Raw genomic sequence first — 17,369 nt, forward strand, 5'->3', positions numbered from 1 at the left:
GGAGCCTCACCCCGGCAGGCCGGGGAAGCGGAACTCGGTGCGGCGCCGGCCGGTGGTCCCCGGCTCCAGCACCGCGCTGGGGTACGCGGGGCGGTTGGGGGCGTCGGGGAAGTGCTGGGGTTCCAGGCACACCGCCCCGTGGCGGGGCAGCGGGCGGTCCTCGGGGTCGGTGAGGGTGCCGTCGAGCTGGTTGGCCGTGTAGACCTGGAGCCCGGGGGCGGTCGTCCACACCTCCATCGCGCGCGTCCCGCCCGGGGCGGCGAGCCGCGCGGCCCGGCGCGGCACGGCGGTCTCCCCCGCCTCCCCGCCGGAGAGCGCCCAGCAGTGGTCGTAGCCGCCGGCGCGGCGGACCTGCTCGTCGCCGCCGGCCAGGACGCCGTCGCCGAGGCGGCGCGGGGAGGTCAGGTCGAAGGGGGTCCCCGTGACGTCCGCGACCGGGCCGAGGGGGATGCCGTCGGGGTCGACGGGCAGGTATCCGGCGCCGTCCACCCCGAGGGTGTGGTCCAGGACGTCCCCGCCGTCCGCCGCCAGGTTGAAGTAGGCGTGGTGGCTGAGGTTGACGACGGTCGTGCGGTCCGTGGTGGCCGCGCAGTCCAGGGCGAGGGTGCCGGCGGCGTCGAGCGCGTACGTGGCGGTGACGTCGAGCGCGCCGGGGAAGCCCATGTCGCCGTCGGGGCTGTGCAGGCGCAGCCGCAGTCCGGCCGTGTCGCCGTCGGTGAAGGGCTCCGCCTCCCACACCCTGCCGTCGAAGCCCCGGGGGCCGCCGTGCAGGGCGTGGCCCCGGTCGTTGACGGGGATCTCGTGGACCGTCCCGCCGAGGGGGAAGCGGCCGTGGGCGATGCGGTTGGCGTAGCGGCCGATCAGCGCCCCGAGGTACGGGCTCTTCTCGGCGTACCGGTCGAGCGTGGGCAGCGACAGGACGACGTTCCCGGTGCGGCCGGCGGCGTCGGGGACGCCGAGGGCGTGCAGGACGCCCCCGTAGGTGAGGATCTCCGCGTACACGCCGGAGGAGGACGCGAGGCGCCAGAGCGTGACGTCCTCCCCTTCCGGGGTGGTGCCGAACGGCCGGTGACGGACGGTGGGTCGGGGCATGGGGAGTCCTCGGGACGGGTGGGTGGGGGAAGTGTGGCGCGGGGGCGGGGCGGGCGGCGGTCAGTCCGCGTCCCCTCCCCCGGGGGCCGGGGCGACCGTGTGGGCGCCGCCGGTGGACTCGCGGACCGCGAGCCGGTAGCCGGGTCTGATGCGGCGGGGCTCGGTGACGGTGCCGCCCGCGAGGCGTGCGACGAGCCGGTCGACGGCGTGCCGGGCGATGGCCTGCTTGTCCGGGCGGACGGTGGTGAGGCCGATGGCCCCGTAGCGGCTCTCCTCGATGTCGTCGAAGCCGACCACGGCGATGTCCTCGGGGACGCGCAGGCCGCGTTCGGCGAGGGTGCGCATCGCGCCGAGGGCGATCAGGTCGTTGTAGGCGAAGACGGCGTCGGGCCGCGCGCCCCGTCCGAGGAGCTCCGCCATGGCGGCGGCCCCGTCGCCGCGGCCGTAGCCGTCGGTGGCAACGACCAGGTCCTCGTCGGGCTCGACGCCCGCGGCGGTGAGTTCCTCGCGCCAGCCACGCAGGCGCAGGTGGGCGGGCTGGCGTTCGCGGCCGGTGCGGGAGCCGAGGAAGGCGATCCGGCGCCGGCCGAGGTCGAGGAGGTGCCGGACCGCGCTGCGGGCGGCGGCCACGTTGTCGATGGCGATCTGGTCGTACGGCGCCTCGTACTCGCGCTCGCCGAGCAGCACGAGCGGCGAGGTCTCCTGCCGGGCGAGCAGGTCGTCGTTCTCCAGGTGGATGGGGCTGAGGATGAGGCCGTCGATGACGTGGGAGCGGAACTCCTGGCAGACGAGGAGCTCCCGCTCGCGCAGTCCGGCGGTGTGGTCGACGAGCACGGTGTAGTCGTGCTGGGCGGCGGCGTCGATGACGGCGCCCGCCAGCTCGGCGAAGTACGGGTTGCCGAGCTCGGGCACGGCGAAGGCGATGATGCCGGTGCGGCCCTTGCGCAGGTGCCGGGCGGTGAGGTTCGGACGGTAGCCGAGCTCGTCGATGGCCCGCTGCACCTTGGCGCGCATCTGGGGGGTGACGTGGGGATAGTTGTTCACCACGTTGGACACGGTCTTGATCGACACGCCGGCCCGCTGCGCGACGTCCTTGAGGCTGACGCCCACGGAACTCCTCTGGTTCGGCTCTGACCGGGCGGACCGGTGGTCCGGATGGTCCGGGTGGGGTTGGCTCCGGCGTCAGAGCGTTCTTCTGCTCCGTGAAACGTACCGCTGCGCCACGACGACGAGGATCAGGAAGCCTCCGCTGACCACCGACTGGTACGAGGAGTTCAGCGAGCCGATCTGGTTGATGAGGTTCTGGATGACGGCGAGCAGCAGGACGCCCCACAGGGTGCCGCTCACCGAGCCGGCGCCGCCGACCAGGAGCGTGCCGCCGATGACGACGGCGGCGATGGCGTCGAGCTCCATGCCGGTGCCGATGATGGTCACGCCGGAGGAGAGGCGGGCCGCGTTGAGGGCCCCGGCGAAGCCCGCGAGCAGGCCGCTGAGCACGTACACCGTCACCTTGGCGCGGGCGACGGGCAGTCCCATGAGGGTGGCCGCGTCGCCGCTGCCGCCGACGGCGAACAGGGTCTGGCCGAAGGAGGTGCGCTGGAGGACGACGCCGCCGGCGCCGAAGAGGGCGAGCGCGACGAGGATCGGGTACCCGAAGCCGAGGACGTCGCCCTGGCCGAGCGCGGCGAACGCCGAGCCCTTGGGCACCAGGTAGGTGGTGGCGCCCTCGTGGGTGAGGGCGAGCAGCAGGCCGCGCGCGCCCAGGAGCGAGGCGAGGGTGACGATGAAGGGCGCCATGCCGGCGCGGGCGATGAGCAGGCCGTTGAGCAGACCGATCGCGCCGCACACCACGAGCGGGACGAGGAGCGCCGGCAGCAGGCCCCACTGCGAGGCCCAGGCGGCGAGGACGCCGCCGAGGGCGAAGACGGAGCCGACGGACAGGTCGATGCCGCCGGTGATGATCACCAGGGTCATGCCGAGGGCCACGACCGCGAGGAACGAGGCCTGGACGAGGACGCCGCGGGCGTTGTCGAGGGTGGGGAAGGTGGGATACGCGAAGGAGGCGATCAGCACAACGAGGAGGAGCACGGCGAGCACGCCCTGGCGCTGGACCAGGGAGAGGAGGCGCTCGGGGGCGGAGGTGCCGGTGGCCGCGGAGCCGGTCTTCGCCGCGTCGGCGGGCGTGGGGGCGCCCGTCCCCGGCGCGGTGAGGGAGGAGGTGGGGTTCATCGGGATCGGCGCTCCCGTGCGACGTAGACGGCGGCGACGATGATGGCCGCCTGGGCGATCTGGGCGGTGGAGTCGGGCAGGTCGTGCTTGACGAGGGTGGCGCGCAGCAACTGCATGAGCAGGGCGCCCGCGACGGTGCCGAGGACGCGGACGGAGCCGCCGCTGAGCGGGGTCCCGCCGACCACGACGGCGGTGATGGCGGAGAGTTCCATCAGGGTGCCGAGCGAGGAGGGGTCGCTGGCGGTGAGGCGGGCGGTGGCGAGGACCCCGGCGAGGGCGGCGAGGACGCCGCACAGGACGTAGACCCCGGTCAGGACGCGCTTCACGGGCAGGCCGGCCAGGGTGGCGGCGGCGCGGTTGCCGCCGATGGCGACGACCTGGCGGCCGAAGGTGGTGCGGTGGACGAGGAGGGCGACGGCGAGTGCCAGGGCCCCGGCGACGAGCACGACCAGGGGGACGCCGAGGAGGCTGCCGGTGCCGAGGGCGAGCAGGTCGGGGTTGACGATCTGCTTGAGCTGTCCGTCGGCCGTCACGAGCGCGAGGCCGCGGCCGCCGACGAACAGGGCGAGGGTCGCGACGATGGGTTGCAGCCCCACCACGGAGACCAGGGTGCCGTTGATCGCGCCGACGACGGCGCCCGCGAGGAGGGCGACGAGGAGGGCGGGGACGAGTCCGTAGCCGAGGTAGAGCGGCAGCAGCGCCGTGGCCAGGGCCATGGTGGAGCCGACGGACAGGTCGACGCCCTCGGTGCCGATCACCAGGGCCATGCCGAGGGCCACGATGACGATCGGGGCGACCTGGACGAGCTGGGTGCGGAGGTTGTCGGCGGTGAGGAAGTGGTCGGTGAACAGGGCGTTGAACAGCAGGAGCGCGGCCACGGCGGCGTACACGCCGTACTCCTGGAACCACGCGGCGGCGTTCGGCCGGGTCCCGGCGGCGGGGGCCGGTGCCGCGGGGGCCTGGGTGGTCATCGGGGGTCCTCCTCGGCGGCCGGGGCGCCCGGGTCGGTCTTGACGGTCTTGTCGGTGTTCTCGGGGCTCTCGGTGGTCTCGGTGGTCTTCGCGAGGGGTACGGGGCCCGGGTCGCCTCCGGCGGGCGGCGCGTGGTCGGCGAGGGCCGCGAGCAGGGCCTCCTCCGACACGTTCTCGCCGACGAGTTCGCCGGCGGCGGCGCCGTTCCTGAGGACGACGATCCGGTCGGCGCCCTCGACGAGCTCCTCGATGTCGGAGGAGATCAGGAGGACGGCGAGGCCCTCCCGGGCGAGTTCGTCGACGAGGGCCTGGACCTCGGCCTTGGCCCCGACGTCGATGCCCCGGGTGGGTTCGTCGAGCAGCAGGACCTTCGGTTCGAGGCAGAGCCAGCGGGCCAGGAGGACCTTCTGCTGGTTGCCGCCGGAGAGTTCGCCGACCTTCTGCTCGGGGCTGGACGCCTTGATCCGCAGCCGCTTCATGAAGACGTCGACCACCCGGTCCTGCCGCTCGCGCGAGACGACGCCGGCGCGGGAGAGCCGGGGCAGGGCGGCGAGCACGATGTTCTCGCGGACGGAGAGTCCGGGGACGATGCCCTCGGCCTTGCGGTCCTCGGGGAGCAGGCTGATCCCGGCGCGGATCGCGCGCGCGGAGGAGAGGCGGCCGAGCGGGGTGCCGCCGACGCGGACCTCGCCCGCGTCCAGGGGCAGGGCGCCGGCCAGGGCCTTGGCGGTCTCGCTGCGGCCGGAGCCGAGCAGGCCGCCGAGGCCGAGGACCTCGCCGGGGCGGAGCGCGAGGGAGACGTCGTCCAGTTGGTGGCGGCGGGTCAGGCCGGTGGCGGTCAGGACCGGTTCGCGGGCGATGTCGTGGTCCTCGGCGCCGAAGCCCGTCACGCCGTGCCGGCGCACCTCGGAGATCTCGCGGCCCAGCATCATGGACACGAGCCGGACGCGGTCGAGTTCGGCGAGCGGGCCGGTGTGGACGTGCCGGCCGTCGCGCAGGACGGTGACCCGGTCGCAGATCCGGTACAGCTCGTCCATGCGGTGGCTGACGTACACCACGGCGATGTCGCGCCGGCGCAGGTCGTCGATGACGCGGAAGAGGGTCTCGACCTCGCGCGGCTCCAGGGAGGAGGTGGGCTCGTCCATGACGACGACGTGGGCCTCGACGGAGACCGCGCGGGCGAGGGCGACCATCTGCTGGGTGCCGATGCCCAGGGTGTTCAGTGCCCGGCGGGGGGCGACGGTGACGCCGAAGCCGCCGAGGAGTTCCGCGGCCTCGGCGTGCATCCGGGCGAAGTCGATGAGGCCGAGGCGGTTCTTGGGCTCCCGGCCGAGGAAGATGTTCCGGGCCACGCTCATCAGCGGGACCAGGTTCACCTCCTGGTAGATCGTGGAGATGCCCGCTTCCTGCGCCTCGGAGGGGCGGGCGAACCGGACCGGCCGTCCAGACAGGAGCAGTTCGCCGCCGTCCGGGCGGTGCGCGCCGGTCAGCACCTTGATGAGGGTGGACTTGCCGGCGCCGTTCTCTCCGACGAGGGCGTGGGTCTCGCCGGCGCGGAGGGTGAACGAGACGTCGTCGAGGGCGACCACGCCGGGGAAGCGCTTCCCGACGCCGCGGGCCTCCAGCACCGTCGGGGCGGCCGGGGGCGCGGTGCCGCTCGCCGCGGACGCCGCCGTTTCGGGGGGTGCCATGAACGTGGCCTTCCGGAGAGGTGTGGTGAGGAGGGGTGGGGCCGCCCCCGTCGCCGCGCGGCGGTGAGCGAGACCGCTGCGGGCGGGGAGGCGGGGCGGCCCCGCGGCCGGGCGGAGGCCCGGGCCGGTGGGCGTACGGACCGGGCCGCGGTTCCCGCCGGAACCACGGCACCGGCCCGTACGGATCGGGGGGCGGTGCGCAGGACGTGCCGTACCGGTCGTACGCCGGTACCGGCTTCGCGCCCGTACCGGTCGTGCCGTTCCCGCCGGCCTCACGTCAGTACGCCCCGCCGAGGGACGCCTTGGCGTTGGCCGGGTCGTAGGAGCGGTCCGAGATGATGACGTCCTCGGGGATGCCCTCGCCGGCGTAGAACTTCTGCGCGGTGGCGAAGGCCAGCGGGCCGAAGCGGGGGTTGGACTCGATCACGGCGTTCAACTCGCCGTTGGCCAGGGCCTGGACGGCATTGCGGGTGCCGTCGATGGACACGACCTTGACGTCCTTGCCCGGGGCCTTGCCCGCGGCCTTCAGGGCGGTGACGGCGCCGAGGGCCATCTCGTCGTTCTCGGCGTAGACCGCCGTGATGTCGGGCTTCGACTGGATGAGCTGCTCCATGACCTGCTGGCCCTTGTCGCGGGCGAACTCGCCGGTCTGCTGGGCGACGATCTCCAGGCCGGGGGCCGTGGCCTTCACCTGGTCGACGAAGCCCTTGGTGCGGTCGGTGGTGACGCTGTTGCCGGAGGAGCCGAGCAGGATCGCGACCTTGCCCTTGCCTCCGGTCGCCTCGACCATCGCGTCGGCGGCCCGCTTGCCCTGCTCGACGAAGTCCGAGCCGAGGAAGGCCAGGTAGTCCTCGCAGGCGGTGGCGTTGACCTTGCGGTCGATGGTGAGGACGGGGACCTTCTTGGCGGCGGCGGCCTGGAAGGCGGGCTCCAGGCCGTCGGAGTTGAGCGGGGCCACGATGAGGAACTGGGCGCCCTGGGCGAGCATGTCCTGGATGTCGCTGATCTGCTTGGACAACTGGGACTGCGCGTTGGTGGTGAGGAGCTTCTTGACGCCGACCTTGGCGGCCTCGTCCTTGATGGACCGCGTCTCGGCGATGCGGAAGGGGTTGGCCTCCTTCTCCGACTGGGAGAAGCCGACGATCGCGTTCTTCAGGTCGAGCTTCGGGGCGCCGTAGGCGGTGAGGGTGCAGCCCGGTCCGGCGGCGGACGCGGTCGGCGTCTGAACCGTCTGGGCGCCCTGGCCGTTGTCGCCGCCCGCGTTGTCCGCGGTCTCCGACTTGGCGCAGCCGGAGAGGGCGAGCGCGGCGGAGGCCGCGACGGCGCAGGCGACGGAGAGCGTGCGGGATCTGCGCGGAAGGGTCGACAGAGGGTTCATCGGAAGGACACTCCTTGGCGGGGGGACAGCACCGCCGAGTGGCGTGCGGTCGCGCGGGGCGGGAAGAGGAGCCGGTCCGCCGCGATGGGCCGGCGGACCTTCGGTGCACGGCCGGCGACGGCCTCGATCGCTCTGGATCAAGGCCCCGACCTGGGAACATCACGGCCCGGAGCGACCGTCCGAGGGGGCGGCCGCTCTGGCTTTACAACGTTATAACCGCGCTTCGGCGAGCGCTGCAAGAGGCCGGGGGCAACGTTTCCGGAATGAGTCCCGGAGACGAAGCGGCCGTAACGGCACGCCGGGTGACGGGTCGTCGGCACCGCCCCGTCCGGGGTCTGGACAGCCTCCGCACCGCGTGTTGTCATTTCGGCTGCACGCGATTTCCAACGTTGGAATGACGGCCGTACGCCCCCCGCCGACACCCCCGTGCCGACGTACGGGCGGGCCGTGCGCCGCCCCGCGGCGACCGCCGGGCCCCGCGCCCCCGAGGCGAACGCGCTTCCTCGCCGGGCGCTCCACCGTCACGTCCCGACCCGGGTCCGGCTCCGATTCCCCTCTCCCCGAGGAAAGATTCGATGACACGACGAACAACCCGATCCCGATCCCGCACCGGAACGTGGGCGCTGCTCGCCGCGGCGGCCCTGGTGCTGCCCCTCGGCGCCCCGGCCGCCATCGCCTCGGCCGCGCCCGCCTCCTCCCCCACGGCCGTCTCCCCGTCCGCCCGGGACGCCGCCGTCGAGGTGCACGGCCTGAAGGGCGAGTACTTCAGCATGTCGGCGCCCGGCGCGCGGGACTTCGCCGAGCTCGGCGGCGTCTCCCTCGACCCGCAGATCGACTTCTCCGGCCTGACCGGCACCTTCCAGTCGCTCACCGGCCGGTCCGAGCACACCACCGCCCGCTGGACCGGCCGGATCGAGGCCCCGGTCACCGGCGACTACACCTTCCACGGCATCGGGGACAACGGCTTCCGGCTCTTCGTCGACGGCCGGCCGGTCATCGACCACTGGGTGCCCGACTGGGACCGGGAGCAGACCGGCGCGCCCCTCCACCTGAAGGCCGGCGAGAAGCACGACTTCCGCCTGGAGATGTTCCAGGACGTCGGCGGCGCGAACATGTTCCTGCGCTGGTCGACGCCGGCGCTGCCCAAGCAGCTCGTGCCGGAGTCCGCGTTCACCCCGCCCGCCGACTTCGAGGTCTACCCGGTGGAGCCGACCGTTCCGGCGAACGGACGCCAACTGCGGCTGCGGTTCGACCACCGGGTGGGCGGCCTGGAGAAGGTGGCCGAGCACCTCACCGTCGAGGCCGACACCACCCCGATGCCGGTCAGGAAGGTCCGCGTCGCCCCGGGCGACCGGAACAGCGTCCTCGTCGACCTCGCGGAACCGGTCCAGAAGGGCCAGCGGGTACGCGTCGACTACGACGGCCTCGGCGGGCTGAGGAACGGGGACGAGACCGTGCCCCGGATCCTGCGCTCGGCGTCCAACGCCTCCACCCACCGGCTCACCACCGCGTGGGGCGACGAACTGGACGAGAAGCACCCGCTGCCGGAGTACCCGCGCCCGCAGCAGGTGCGGAGCAGGTGGAAGAACCTCAACGGCCCCTGGCAGTTCGCCGGCGCGGAGGCCGGGGAGACGCCGGTCTTCGGCAAGGACCTGGACGAGCGGATCACCGTCCCGTTCCCGGTCGAGTCGCAGCTCTCCGGGATCGAGCGGCACGAGGACCACATGGTCTACCGGCGCCTCGTGGACGTGCCGAAGGACTGGAGGATCGGCAGGGCGGGCAAGCGGGGCGGGGGCGACCGGCTGATGCTCCACTTCGGCGCCGTCGACTACGAGGCCCGCGTCTGGGTCAACGGCAAGCGGGTCGCCGAGCACACCGGCGGCTACAACGCCTTCAGCGCCGACGTCACCGACGCCCTCGAGGCGAAGGGCCCGCAGGAGATCGTCGTCGCGGTCACCGACACCGGCGGCCCGAACCAGCCGACCGGCAAGCAGTCCACCGCCCCGGGCGGCATCTTCTACACCCAGTCCTCGGGCATCTGGCAGACGGTGTGGATGGAGCCCGTCGCCCCCGTCTCCATCGACGACGTCGTCACCACCCCGGACATCGACACCGGCACCCTGGCCGTGAGGGTCGAGTCGGCCCGCGCCTCGGCCGGGGCGCGCGTGGAGGCCGTGGCCCGCGACGCCCGCGGCCGGGTCGTCGGCCGGACCACCGGCCCGGCGGGCGAGGAACTGCGCCTGCCGGTCGCGCAGCAGCACCTGTGGAGCCCGGACGACCCGTACCTCTACGACCTGGAGGTGCGCCTGACCGACGGCAGGTCCTCCGACCGGATCGACGGCTACTTCGGCATGCGGAAGATCGCGGTCGAGAAGGTCGGCGGCTTCCCCAAGCTGGTGCTCAACGGCAAGCCGGTCTTCTCCCTCGCCACCCTCGACCAGGGCTTCTGGCCCGACGGCCTCTACACCCAGCCCAGCGACGAGGCGCTGGCGTTCGACCTGGAGGCCCACAAGAAGCTCGGCTTCAACGCCGTGCGCAAGCACATCAAGGTGGAGTCGCCGCGCTGGTTCTACCACGCGGACCGGCTCGGGCTCCTGGTGTGGCAGGACTTCGTCTCCGGGAACCTCACCGACGGGGCCGGCCGCCAGGCCTTCGTCGACCAGGGCCGCGAGATGATGCGCCAGCACCACGACTCGCCGTCCGTCATCGGCTGGATCGTCTTCAACGAGGGCTGGGGCGAGTGGGACCGGGAGGAGACCGGGCGGATCGCCGAGGCCGTGAAGGCGGCCGACCCGTCCCGGGTGGTCAACGCCCACAGCGGGGTCAACTGCTGCAACTCCAAGGGCGACTCCGGCAGGGGTGACGTTCTCGACCACCACGACTACGACAACACCGACGCCCCCTACCCGGACCACCGGGCCGCGATGGACGGCGAGCACGGCGGCTTCACCCTGCGCACCCCCGGCCACATGTGGCCCGGCGCCCCGACCGTGATCTACAGCGGCGTCGCCGACAAGGAGGCGCTGACCCGGAAGTACGTCGAGAACACCGAGAAGTTCTACCTGGAGGCCGCGGGGGCCGAGCTGTCCGGCTCCGTCTACACCCAGATCTCCGACCTGGAGAACGAGCTCAACGGCCTCTACACGTACGACCGCCGGGAGATCAAGGTCGACCCGGTCCGGGTCCGCGCGATCAACCGCGAGGTGATCGCGGCGGGCGCGGCCGCCGGGCAGCGCGCTCCGCTGAAGGGCGGGGCCTCCTGGTCCCTGGACGAGGGCACGGGCACGACCGCGCGGGACTCCGGCCCCCAGGAGCGTCCGCTCACCCTGAACGAGGGCACCACGTGGGCCCCGGGCGTCGGCGGCAGCGCGCTGAAGTTCGACGGCGAGGGCCGCTTCGCCCAGACCGACGGGCCCGTCGTCGACACCACCACGAGCTACACCGTCTCCGCGTGGGCCACCCTCGACGCCCTGCCGGGCAACTACGCGACCGTGGTCAGCCAGGACGGCCGGCGCCGGGAGAACCCCTTCTACCTCCAGTACGGGCAGGGCGCCTTCGCCTTCAGCACCCCGGGCGGCAACCGCGCCCGGTACGCCACGACACCCGAACTCGGCCGCTGGTACCACCTGGTGGGCGTGCGGGACGCCGTGAGGAACGAGATCCGGCTGTACGTGGACGGCGCGCTCGTGGCGACGGCCGCCCCGGGTCCGGCGGACGTGAGCACCGGCCCGCTCGCGGTCGGGCGCGCCAGGTGGGGCGGCGGGAACGTCGACTTCTGGAACGGTTCGGTCGACCAGGTGCGCGCCTTCGACCGGGCGCTCTCCTCCGAGGAGGTGGCCGCGCTGCACACGGCCGAGAGGCCGTAAGCCGTGATCGGCACATGAGCGAGCGGGTCCTTCCGGGCGGTGGCGCCCGGAAGGACCCGCTTCTCTTTCCGTCGGGGTCCGTCAGGGCGCCCAGGGGGCTTCGAGCGTCCAACTGCTGTCGGCCGTGAGCGTCTGCGGGCGGTCGAAGCCGCCGCTTCCGGCGCCGGAGGCGATGGACACCGCGGAGTCGAAGTGGCGCAGGTACGCGCCGGGGACGTTCAGCGACTCGAAGGTGACGCCGGTCCCGCCGACGCCCGGCCGGGCACAGAAGGTGGCGTCCTGCCGGAAGAGCGCGGTGCCGTCGTCGGCGGCGGTGCCCACCCGGCTGTTGGCGTGCCGCAGGAAGCGGCCCGGGTAGTTGACCGCCTCGAAGGAGTAGCAGGACGAGTCGGCGAGGCCGCGCCGCACGGTGAACGTGGCGTCCTGCTTCAGCAGGGCGGCGCTGCTCCCGTTGACGACCTCGGTCCGGGCGAGGCTGTCGGCGTGGCGCAGGTAGCGGTCGGTGTGGCCCCAGGTGGTGACGCGCAGCGAGCGCCGCACGTCCGTGGGCAGCAGGACGGAGCTGCGCCACAGGGCCGGCTCCCCCGTGTTCCAGGTGGCGTCCGCCGCGAAGGAGGAGGCCGCGTCCCAGGGGTTGGAGCCGCCGCCGCGGGCGAGGTACACGTTGTCGGCGTAGTGCCGCAGGTACGAGCCGGGGAAGTTCAGCGACTCGTACGAGGTGCCGCCGGCCGCGAGTCCGGTGCGGGCGCACCAGGTCGCGTCGGCCGCGAACGACCCGCCCGTGGGGGCGTCGAGCCGCACACGGCCGGCCGAGTGGCGCAGGTAGCGGCCGGGGAGGTTCACGGACTCGAAGGAGTAGCAGCGCGGGTCGGCGAGTCCGGCGACCGTGCGGAAGGAGGCGTCCTGGCGGGCCCCGTCGGCGGAGGCGCCGGTCAGCACGTCGGTGCGGGCCAGGGAGTCGGCGTGCCGCAGGTAGCGGTCGGTGTAGCCGGGTGTGGTGACCCGGAAGGAGCGCACGTGGCCGAGGGTGTGGCCCGGTGTCGCGTTGAGGTTGCGGGAGGCGGCGATCAGCGTGCCGTGGGCGGCGCGCAGGGCGGCGGTGTCGACCTTCTGGATCCGCCGGTCGTAGGTGAGCAGGCCGTTGTACTCGCCCTCGACGTCGGTGATCTCGGTGTAGACGTAGGCGGAGACGCCCTTGGTGGTCATGAGCGACTGCACGTCGCGGACCATGCCGGTGTACCGGTCGTTGAGCTGGGCGGCGCTCGCCACCTGCTCGTAGGCGAAGAACTGCCCGTTGGGGCTGTACTCGTGGCCGGAGGTGCGCAGTCCGATGCCGCCGAACTCGCCGAGGACGGAGATCCGGGTGGCCGAGGGCCGGGGCGCGTCGGGCCCGGTGTAGACGTGCCAGTCGATGATGTCGCCGGTGCCCGGATCGCCCTTGGAGGCGCAGCAGTTGTAGCCGCTGTGGGCGTTCATCAGGCGTCCGGGGTCGTAGTTCTCCAGGTCGGTGGTGACCCGGCGGGTGTCGTCGAGGTTCCATTCGCCCCAGCCCTCGTTGAAGGGGACGTAGGCGACGACGGCCGGGGAGAAGCGGTGCTCGTCGACGATCTCGCGGGCCTCGGTCTCGAACTGGGCGATCTGCGCCGGGGTGCGGTTGGCGTCGAAGGCCTGGGTGGAGGGGATGTCCTGCCACACCAGGAGTCCGAGCCGGTCGGCGTGGTAGTACCAGCGGGCGGGTTCGACCTTGATGTGCTTGCGCACCATGTTGAAGCCCAGGTCCTTGTGCTTCTGGAGGTCGGAGGCGAGGGCGGCGTCGGTGGGCGCGGTGTAGAGGCCGTCGGGCCAGAAGCCCTGGTCGAGGGTGCCGATCTGGAAGACGAACTCGCCGTTCAGGGTGGGGCGCATGACGCCGTTGACGAGCTTCTTGCCGATCTCGCGCATGCCGAAGTAGCTGGTGACGGTGTCGACGGCGGCGCCGGAGGCGCCCAGGAGGGTGACCTTGAGGTCGTACAGGAAGGGGTCGTCGGGCGACCAGCGGCGGGCGTTCGGGACGGGGACGGAGAACTCGGTGAAGCCGCCGGTGGCGGTGCCGACCACCTGGGTGCCGTTCAGGGCCTCGGCGAGGACGGTGTGGCCGCCGACGTCGCCGCGGGTGAAGACCTTGACCCGTGCGGTGTTGGTGGCGAGGTCGGGCCTGATGTCGACCGAGTGGATCGACGAGACGGGGGTGGGCTCCAGCCAGACGGTCTGCCAGATGCCGGAGGTGGGCGTGTAGAAGATGCCGCTGGGGTTGTTGGTCTGCTTGCCGACCGGCTGCTTCTCGCCGCGCCCGTCGGTGGGGTCGTAGACGCGGACGACCAGTTCGTTGGAGCCGGCGCGCAACTGCGGGGTGATGTCGACCTCGAAGCGGTCGTAGCCGCCCTTGTGGCTGGTGACGCGGGTGCCGTTGACCCAGACGGTGGCTTCGTGGTCGACGGCCCCGAAGTGGAGCTGGACGCGGCGGCCCGACCAGTTCTGGGGGACGGTGAAGGAGCGCTTGTAGAACATCAGGTCGCGGTTGTCGTTGCGCATGATCCCGGAGAGCGCGGACTCCACCGGGTACGGGACGAGGATGCGCTCGGGCAGGGTCTGGCCGAGCGGCGGGGCCGCGTTGCGGTCGACGTTGCCGGAGGCGTCGGCGGGCGGGTTGAGGAACTCCCACTCTCCGTTCAGGGACTGCCAGTCGGGCCGCGTCATCTGGGGACGCGGGTACTCCGGCAGGGGATTGGTGGTGGACACCTGTGCGGTCCACGGGGTGGTCAGGGGCGGCGTCTTGGGGACGACGGCGGCGGAGGCTGCGGTGGTTCCGGCGAAGAGCAGGCCTCCGGCCATCGTCAACAGGGCCGCCAGGCAGGCGACGACGCGTCGCATCGGGTTCCTCCCGGGCAGGACGGCGCCCGGATTCCGCGCACGCGTCGGGGCCGTCCGGCCGGTCGACGTGCGGGAGTCCGTGCGGTGTTGACGGGTGACTCGGGCGAGGGCCCGTCCGGTGGGTTGCCGACCCGGACGGGTCCGAGGGGCGGAGCGCCCCGGTCCTCGGCGGCGGACGAGGTGGGGAGGAACCTAACAGGAAACAGTTACGAACGGAATCACCCAGCAACCGAAAGGAAACAAACAATTTCCTTCGCCCCCACCCTGCGGTGCGCGCGTCTCCGCGCACACCGTGCGAGCGCTCCCATATTGACATGCCCACCTCCAGCCACGATGCTGCGAGCGCAGGATTACATCGATGTAAACCGTGTCGGCCCGCCCCACCGGGAGCCCCCATGAAACGTGCGCGACGCCCCTCCGGAGTCCTCGTCCTGGCCCTGTCCCTGCTGTTCGCCCTGGTCGCGGCCCTGCCCGGGGCCGCTCCCGCCGAGGCGGGACAGACCCCGCTGCGGGCCGCCGACCCGAGCGTCCTGCGGGTCGGCTCCACCTACGTCGCGGTGCAGTCGACCGGCAATGGCATCGACGTGCGCCAGGCCTCCTCGACGGCCGGACTCGCCACCGCCCCCGCCCGCCGGATCTGGACCGACGGCCGGAACCTCGGCGAGGTGTGGGCCCCGGAGATCGTGCGTGACGGCGGCCGCTACCACGTCTACTTCACGGCCGGCCGGGGCGCCGCCCACCGGATGTACGCGATCAGCTCCGCGAGCCCGGACAGCGGATACACGGCGGAGACGCGGCTCGCCCTGCCCGACGACAAGTGGGCCATCGACGGCACCCTGTTCACCTTCGGCGGGCAGCGCTGGTTCGTGTGGTCCGGCTGGGCCGGGGACACCGACGTGGAGCAGAACCTCTACATCGCCCGGATGAGCACCCCGACCACCCCGACCGGGGCGCGGTACGTCATCTCGCAGCCGCGCGAGCCCTGGGAGCGGGTCGTCGGCGACCCGTACATCAACGAGTCCCCCGAGGCGATCAAGGACCCGAACGGGCAACTGCACGTCGTGTACTCCGCCAACGGCAGTTGGAGCGACCGGTACTGCCTGGCCGACCTGCGGCTGCGGGCCGGCGGCGACCCGACGTACGTGTGGGACTGGTACAAGTCGAACGGCTGCCTCTTCGGCTCCCACCGCGACGCCATGATGTCCGGCTGGGACCCGACGCTGCACGTCGACGGGCCCGGCCACCACAGCTTCGTCCTGCTCGACGGCGACATCGCCACCAGCCCGCCGGCCGGCCCGACGTTCCCGCTGATGTTCCACGCGGTGCCGAAGGGGACGCCGTACGCCTGGGAGAACCGCTCCTGGTACACCGGCGGCTTCTGCTGGTGGGGCGGCACCACCTACCGGCGCGCCAACGTCCCCGGCGCGAACACGGACACCGGCTGGAGCCTGAAGTTCTTCGAGTGAGCGGGCCCCGGGACCGTCGGCCCTCCGAACGGTCCTCGCCCCTCCCCCGCATCCGGTGGCCCCGCCCGCGCCGAAGTACGGGCGGAGCCCGCGAACCGGTCCCGGGCGAGGAGGCGGCATGCGCATCGACGGAAGGCGCGTCCTGGTGGTGGGGGCCACCGGCACCGTCGGCGGACTCGCCGCGGAACGGCTGACCCGCCTGGGGGCGTCGGCGGCGCTGGCCGGCCGCGACCGGACGCGGCTCGCCGGGGCGTCGCAGGCCCTGGGCGGGCTCCCGTACCACGTCTTCGAGGCCTACGACCTGGGCGCCTGCGAGGTGCTCGCCCCCTGGGCCGCCGACGTCCTGGGCGGTCTCGACGCCGTCGTGGTCGCCCTGGGGGTGGCGGGTTTCGGAGCCGCCCGGGACATGCCCGAGTCCGCCGCCGAGCACCTCGTGGCGGTGAACGCCCTGGCCCCCATGGCAGTGGTCCGCGGGGCCCTGCGCGTGCTGCCGCCGGGGGGCACCGTCTGCGCCGTCACCGGAGTCGTCGTCGACCGGCCGCCGTCCGGCACCGCCGACTACGCGGCGGCCAAGACCGCGCTCGCCGCGTGGCTCGGCGTCGCGGCCCGCGAGTCGCGGCGCGCCGGGGTCGCCGTCCTGGACGTGCGCATGCCCCACCTGGACAACGGCTTCGCCGACCGCGCCGTGGTCGGCACCCCTCCGCCCCTGCCCCGGGGCGCGGAGCCGGCCGGCGCGGTGGAGTCGTACCTCCTCGCCCCGCTCCTGGAACGCCTCGGCGGCGACGGAGCCGCGCACGCGGGCCGGACCGGGGCGACGGGAGGTGCGGAGCGGTGACCGGGCATCCCGCCCCCGGGGACGGTCCCGGAGGGCCGGCCGCTCCGCCGCCGGTCTGGCGGGAGGCGCCCGACGGCGGCCGGACGGTGCCCCGCCGCTGCGCCCACCTGGACGCGCCGGCGGGGCCCGGCCCCGTCCCCGGGGCGGTGTGCGCGGCGTGCGCGGCGCGGCACCGGACCTGGCGGCGGCTGCGGTGGTGCGCGACCTGCGGGTACGTGGGGTGCTGCGACAGCTCCCCCGGGGCGCACGCCCACGCCCACCACCTCGCGACCGGGCATCCGGTGGCGGTGTCCCTCGCCCCGGACGAGGACTGGGCCTGGTGCTTCGCGGACGAGCTGTTCCTGGTGCCGGTGACGACTCCCCGGGACGCTTCCCCCTGAGGGCCCTCCGCTCAGGAGAGGCGTGCGGCGAGGGCTGCCGGGAGGCGTGCGGCGGTCGCGTCCGCGAGCCGGCCGAACTCCGCCCGCAGGAACGGCTCGGCGAGGCGCGCCAGGCCCTTGAAGCGCAGGGAGGCCCGGTAGGTGAGCCGGGTGACCGACTCCGAGAGGGCGTCGAAGACCATGTCGTCGGTGGCGGTGACGGTCCCGTTCTCGCCCACGAAGACCAGCCGGGCCCGTCGGCGCGTCGCGAGGCGGTAGACCAGTTCGGTCTCCCGGCCGCGGAAGCGGGAGGTGTTCCGCCAGGTCGACCCGGCTGCCACGGGCCCGTCGCCGAGCCGGACGCACCGGACCGTCCCCGGATCCCACTCGACGGTGTGCGCGAAGTCCTCCAGGTACGCGACCACGTCGTCGAGGGGGGCGGCCACGACCACGGTCCGCTCCACGTCGATCACCGCACTGTCCTCCCGTCCTCCGTCCCGGCGGGCTCCGAACGCCTCCGCCGACGACCCCTCTTCGGGGACCGGGGCGCCGGCGGATGCACTCGTGCGGTT

12 protein-coding genes and 1 pseudogene are annotated in these 17,369 nt (G+C 73.4%); 4 read left to right on the plus strand and 9 right to left on the minus strand.

Annotated elements, in window-relative coordinates:
* Positions 1 to 6: 6 nt before the first annotated feature.
* The 6 genes from ACFYNX_RS02445 to ACFYNX_RS02470 form a co-directional block, all read right to left on the minus strand.
* On the minus strand, positions 7 to 1,092 hold the full coding sequence (locus tag ACFYNX_RS02445) for an aldose epimerase family protein (RefSeq protein ID WP_388656803.1): 1,086 nt from the start codon (positions 1,090 to 1,092) through the stop codon (positions 7 to 9).
* A gap of 60 nt (positions 1,093 to 1,152) precedes the next feature.
* Positions 1,153 to 2,202, minus strand: coding sequence for a LacI family DNA-binding transcriptional regulator (locus ACFYNX_RS02450; RefSeq protein WP_388656806.1), 1,050 nt, complete (start codon positions 2,200 to 2,202; stop codon positions 1,153 to 1,155).
* A gap of 72 nt (positions 2,203 to 2,274) precedes the next feature.
* Complete coding sequence (locus ACFYNX_RS02455) at positions 2,275 to 3,321, minus strand: ABC transporter permease (protein WP_365540483.1); 1,047 nt, start codon at positions 3,319 to 3,321, stop codon at positions 2,275 to 2,277.
* Complete coding sequence (locus tag ACFYNX_RS02460) at positions 3,318 to 4,292, minus strand: ABC transporter permease (RefSeq protein ID WP_365540482.1); 975 nt, start codon at positions 4,290 to 4,292, stop codon at positions 3,318 to 3,320. The genes ACFYNX_RS02455 and ACFYNX_RS02460 overlap by 4 nt, the downstream gene beginning before the upstream one ends.
* On the minus strand, positions 4,289 to 5,983 hold the full coding sequence (locus ACFYNX_RS02465; RefSeq protein ID WP_388656810.1) for a sugar ABC transporter ATP-binding protein: 1,695 nt from the start codon (positions 5,981 to 5,983) through the stop codon (positions 4,289 to 4,291). The genes ACFYNX_RS02460 and ACFYNX_RS02465 overlap by 4 nt, the downstream gene beginning before the upstream one ends.
* 277 nt (positions 5,984 to 6,260) lie before the next feature.
* Positions 6,261 to 7,361: an ABC transporter substrate-binding protein gene (locus ACFYNX_RS02470; protein ID WP_388656813.1), complete on the minus strand. Its 1,101-nt coding sequence runs from the start codon at positions 7,359 to 7,361 to the stop codon at positions 6,261 to 6,263.
* Between the two features lie 575 nt (positions 7,362 to 7,936).
* On the opposite strand from ACFYNX_RS02470, the gene ACFYNX_RS02475 reads away from it, so the two are divergent.
* Positions 7,937 to 11,227, plus strand: a complete 3,291-nt coding sequence (locus tag ACFYNX_RS02475; protein ID WP_388656816.1) for a LamG-like jellyroll fold domain-containing protein — start codon at positions 7,937 to 7,939, stop codon at positions 11,225 to 11,227.
* Between the two features lie 81 nt (positions 11,228 to 11,308).
* Here ACFYNX_RS02475 and ACFYNX_RS02480 read toward each other — a convergent pair whose 3' ends face one another.
* Complete coding sequence (locus ACFYNX_RS02480) at positions 11,309 to 11,767, minus strand: AbfB domain-containing protein (RefSeq protein ID WP_388657818.1); 459 nt, start codon at positions 11,765 to 11,767, stop codon at positions 11,309 to 11,311.
* A gap of 36 nt (positions 11,768 to 11,803) precedes the next feature.
* Positions 11,804 to 14,137 (minus strand): annotated as a pseudogene (locus ACFYNX_RS02485) (AbfB domain-containing protein); the annotation flags it as partial.
* 395 nt (positions 14,138 to 14,532) lie between these two features.
* On the opposite strand from ACFYNX_RS02485, the gene ACFYNX_RS02490 reads away from it, so the two are divergent.
* The 3 genes from ACFYNX_RS02490 (at position 14,533) to ACFYNX_RS02500 (ending at position 16,818) form a co-directional block, all read left to right on the plus strand.
* Complete coding sequence (locus tag ACFYNX_RS02490; protein ID WP_388656819.1) at positions 14,533 to 15,603, plus strand: glycoside hydrolase family 43 protein; 1,071 nt, start codon at positions 14,533 to 14,535, stop codon at positions 15,601 to 15,603.
* Positions 15,604 to 15,721: 118 nt separating this feature from the next.
* Positions 15,722 to 16,438 (plus strand): SDR family NAD(P)-dependent oxidoreductase, encoded by a 717-nt coding sequence (locus ACFYNX_RS02495; RefSeq protein ID WP_365540476.1) that lies wholly within the window; start codon positions 15,722 to 15,724, stop codon positions 16,436 to 16,438.
* A complete protein-coding gene (locus ACFYNX_RS02500; protein ID WP_388656822.1) occupies positions 16,435 to 16,818 on the plus strand; it encodes a UBP-type zinc finger domain-containing protein in 384 nt (127 codons plus the stop codon). Before ACFYNX_RS02495 ends, ACFYNX_RS02500 begins: the two co-directional genes overlap by 4 nt.
* A gap of 11 nt (positions 16,819 to 16,829) precedes the next feature.
* Here the strand turns inward: ACFYNX_RS02500 and ACFYNX_RS02505 are convergent, their stop codons facing one another.
* A complete protein-coding gene (locus ACFYNX_RS02505; protein WP_388656825.1) occupies positions 16,830 to 17,270 on the minus strand; it encodes an SRPBCC family protein in 441 nt (146 codons plus the stop codon).
* Between the last annotated feature and the right edge of the window lie 99 nt (positions 17,271 to 17,369).

This window comes from Streptomyces sp. NPDC007872, from assembly GCF_042868165.1.
In the GTDB taxonomy this organism is placed as follows: Bacteria; Actinomycetota; Actinomycetes; order Streptomycetales; family Streptomycetaceae; genus Streptomyces.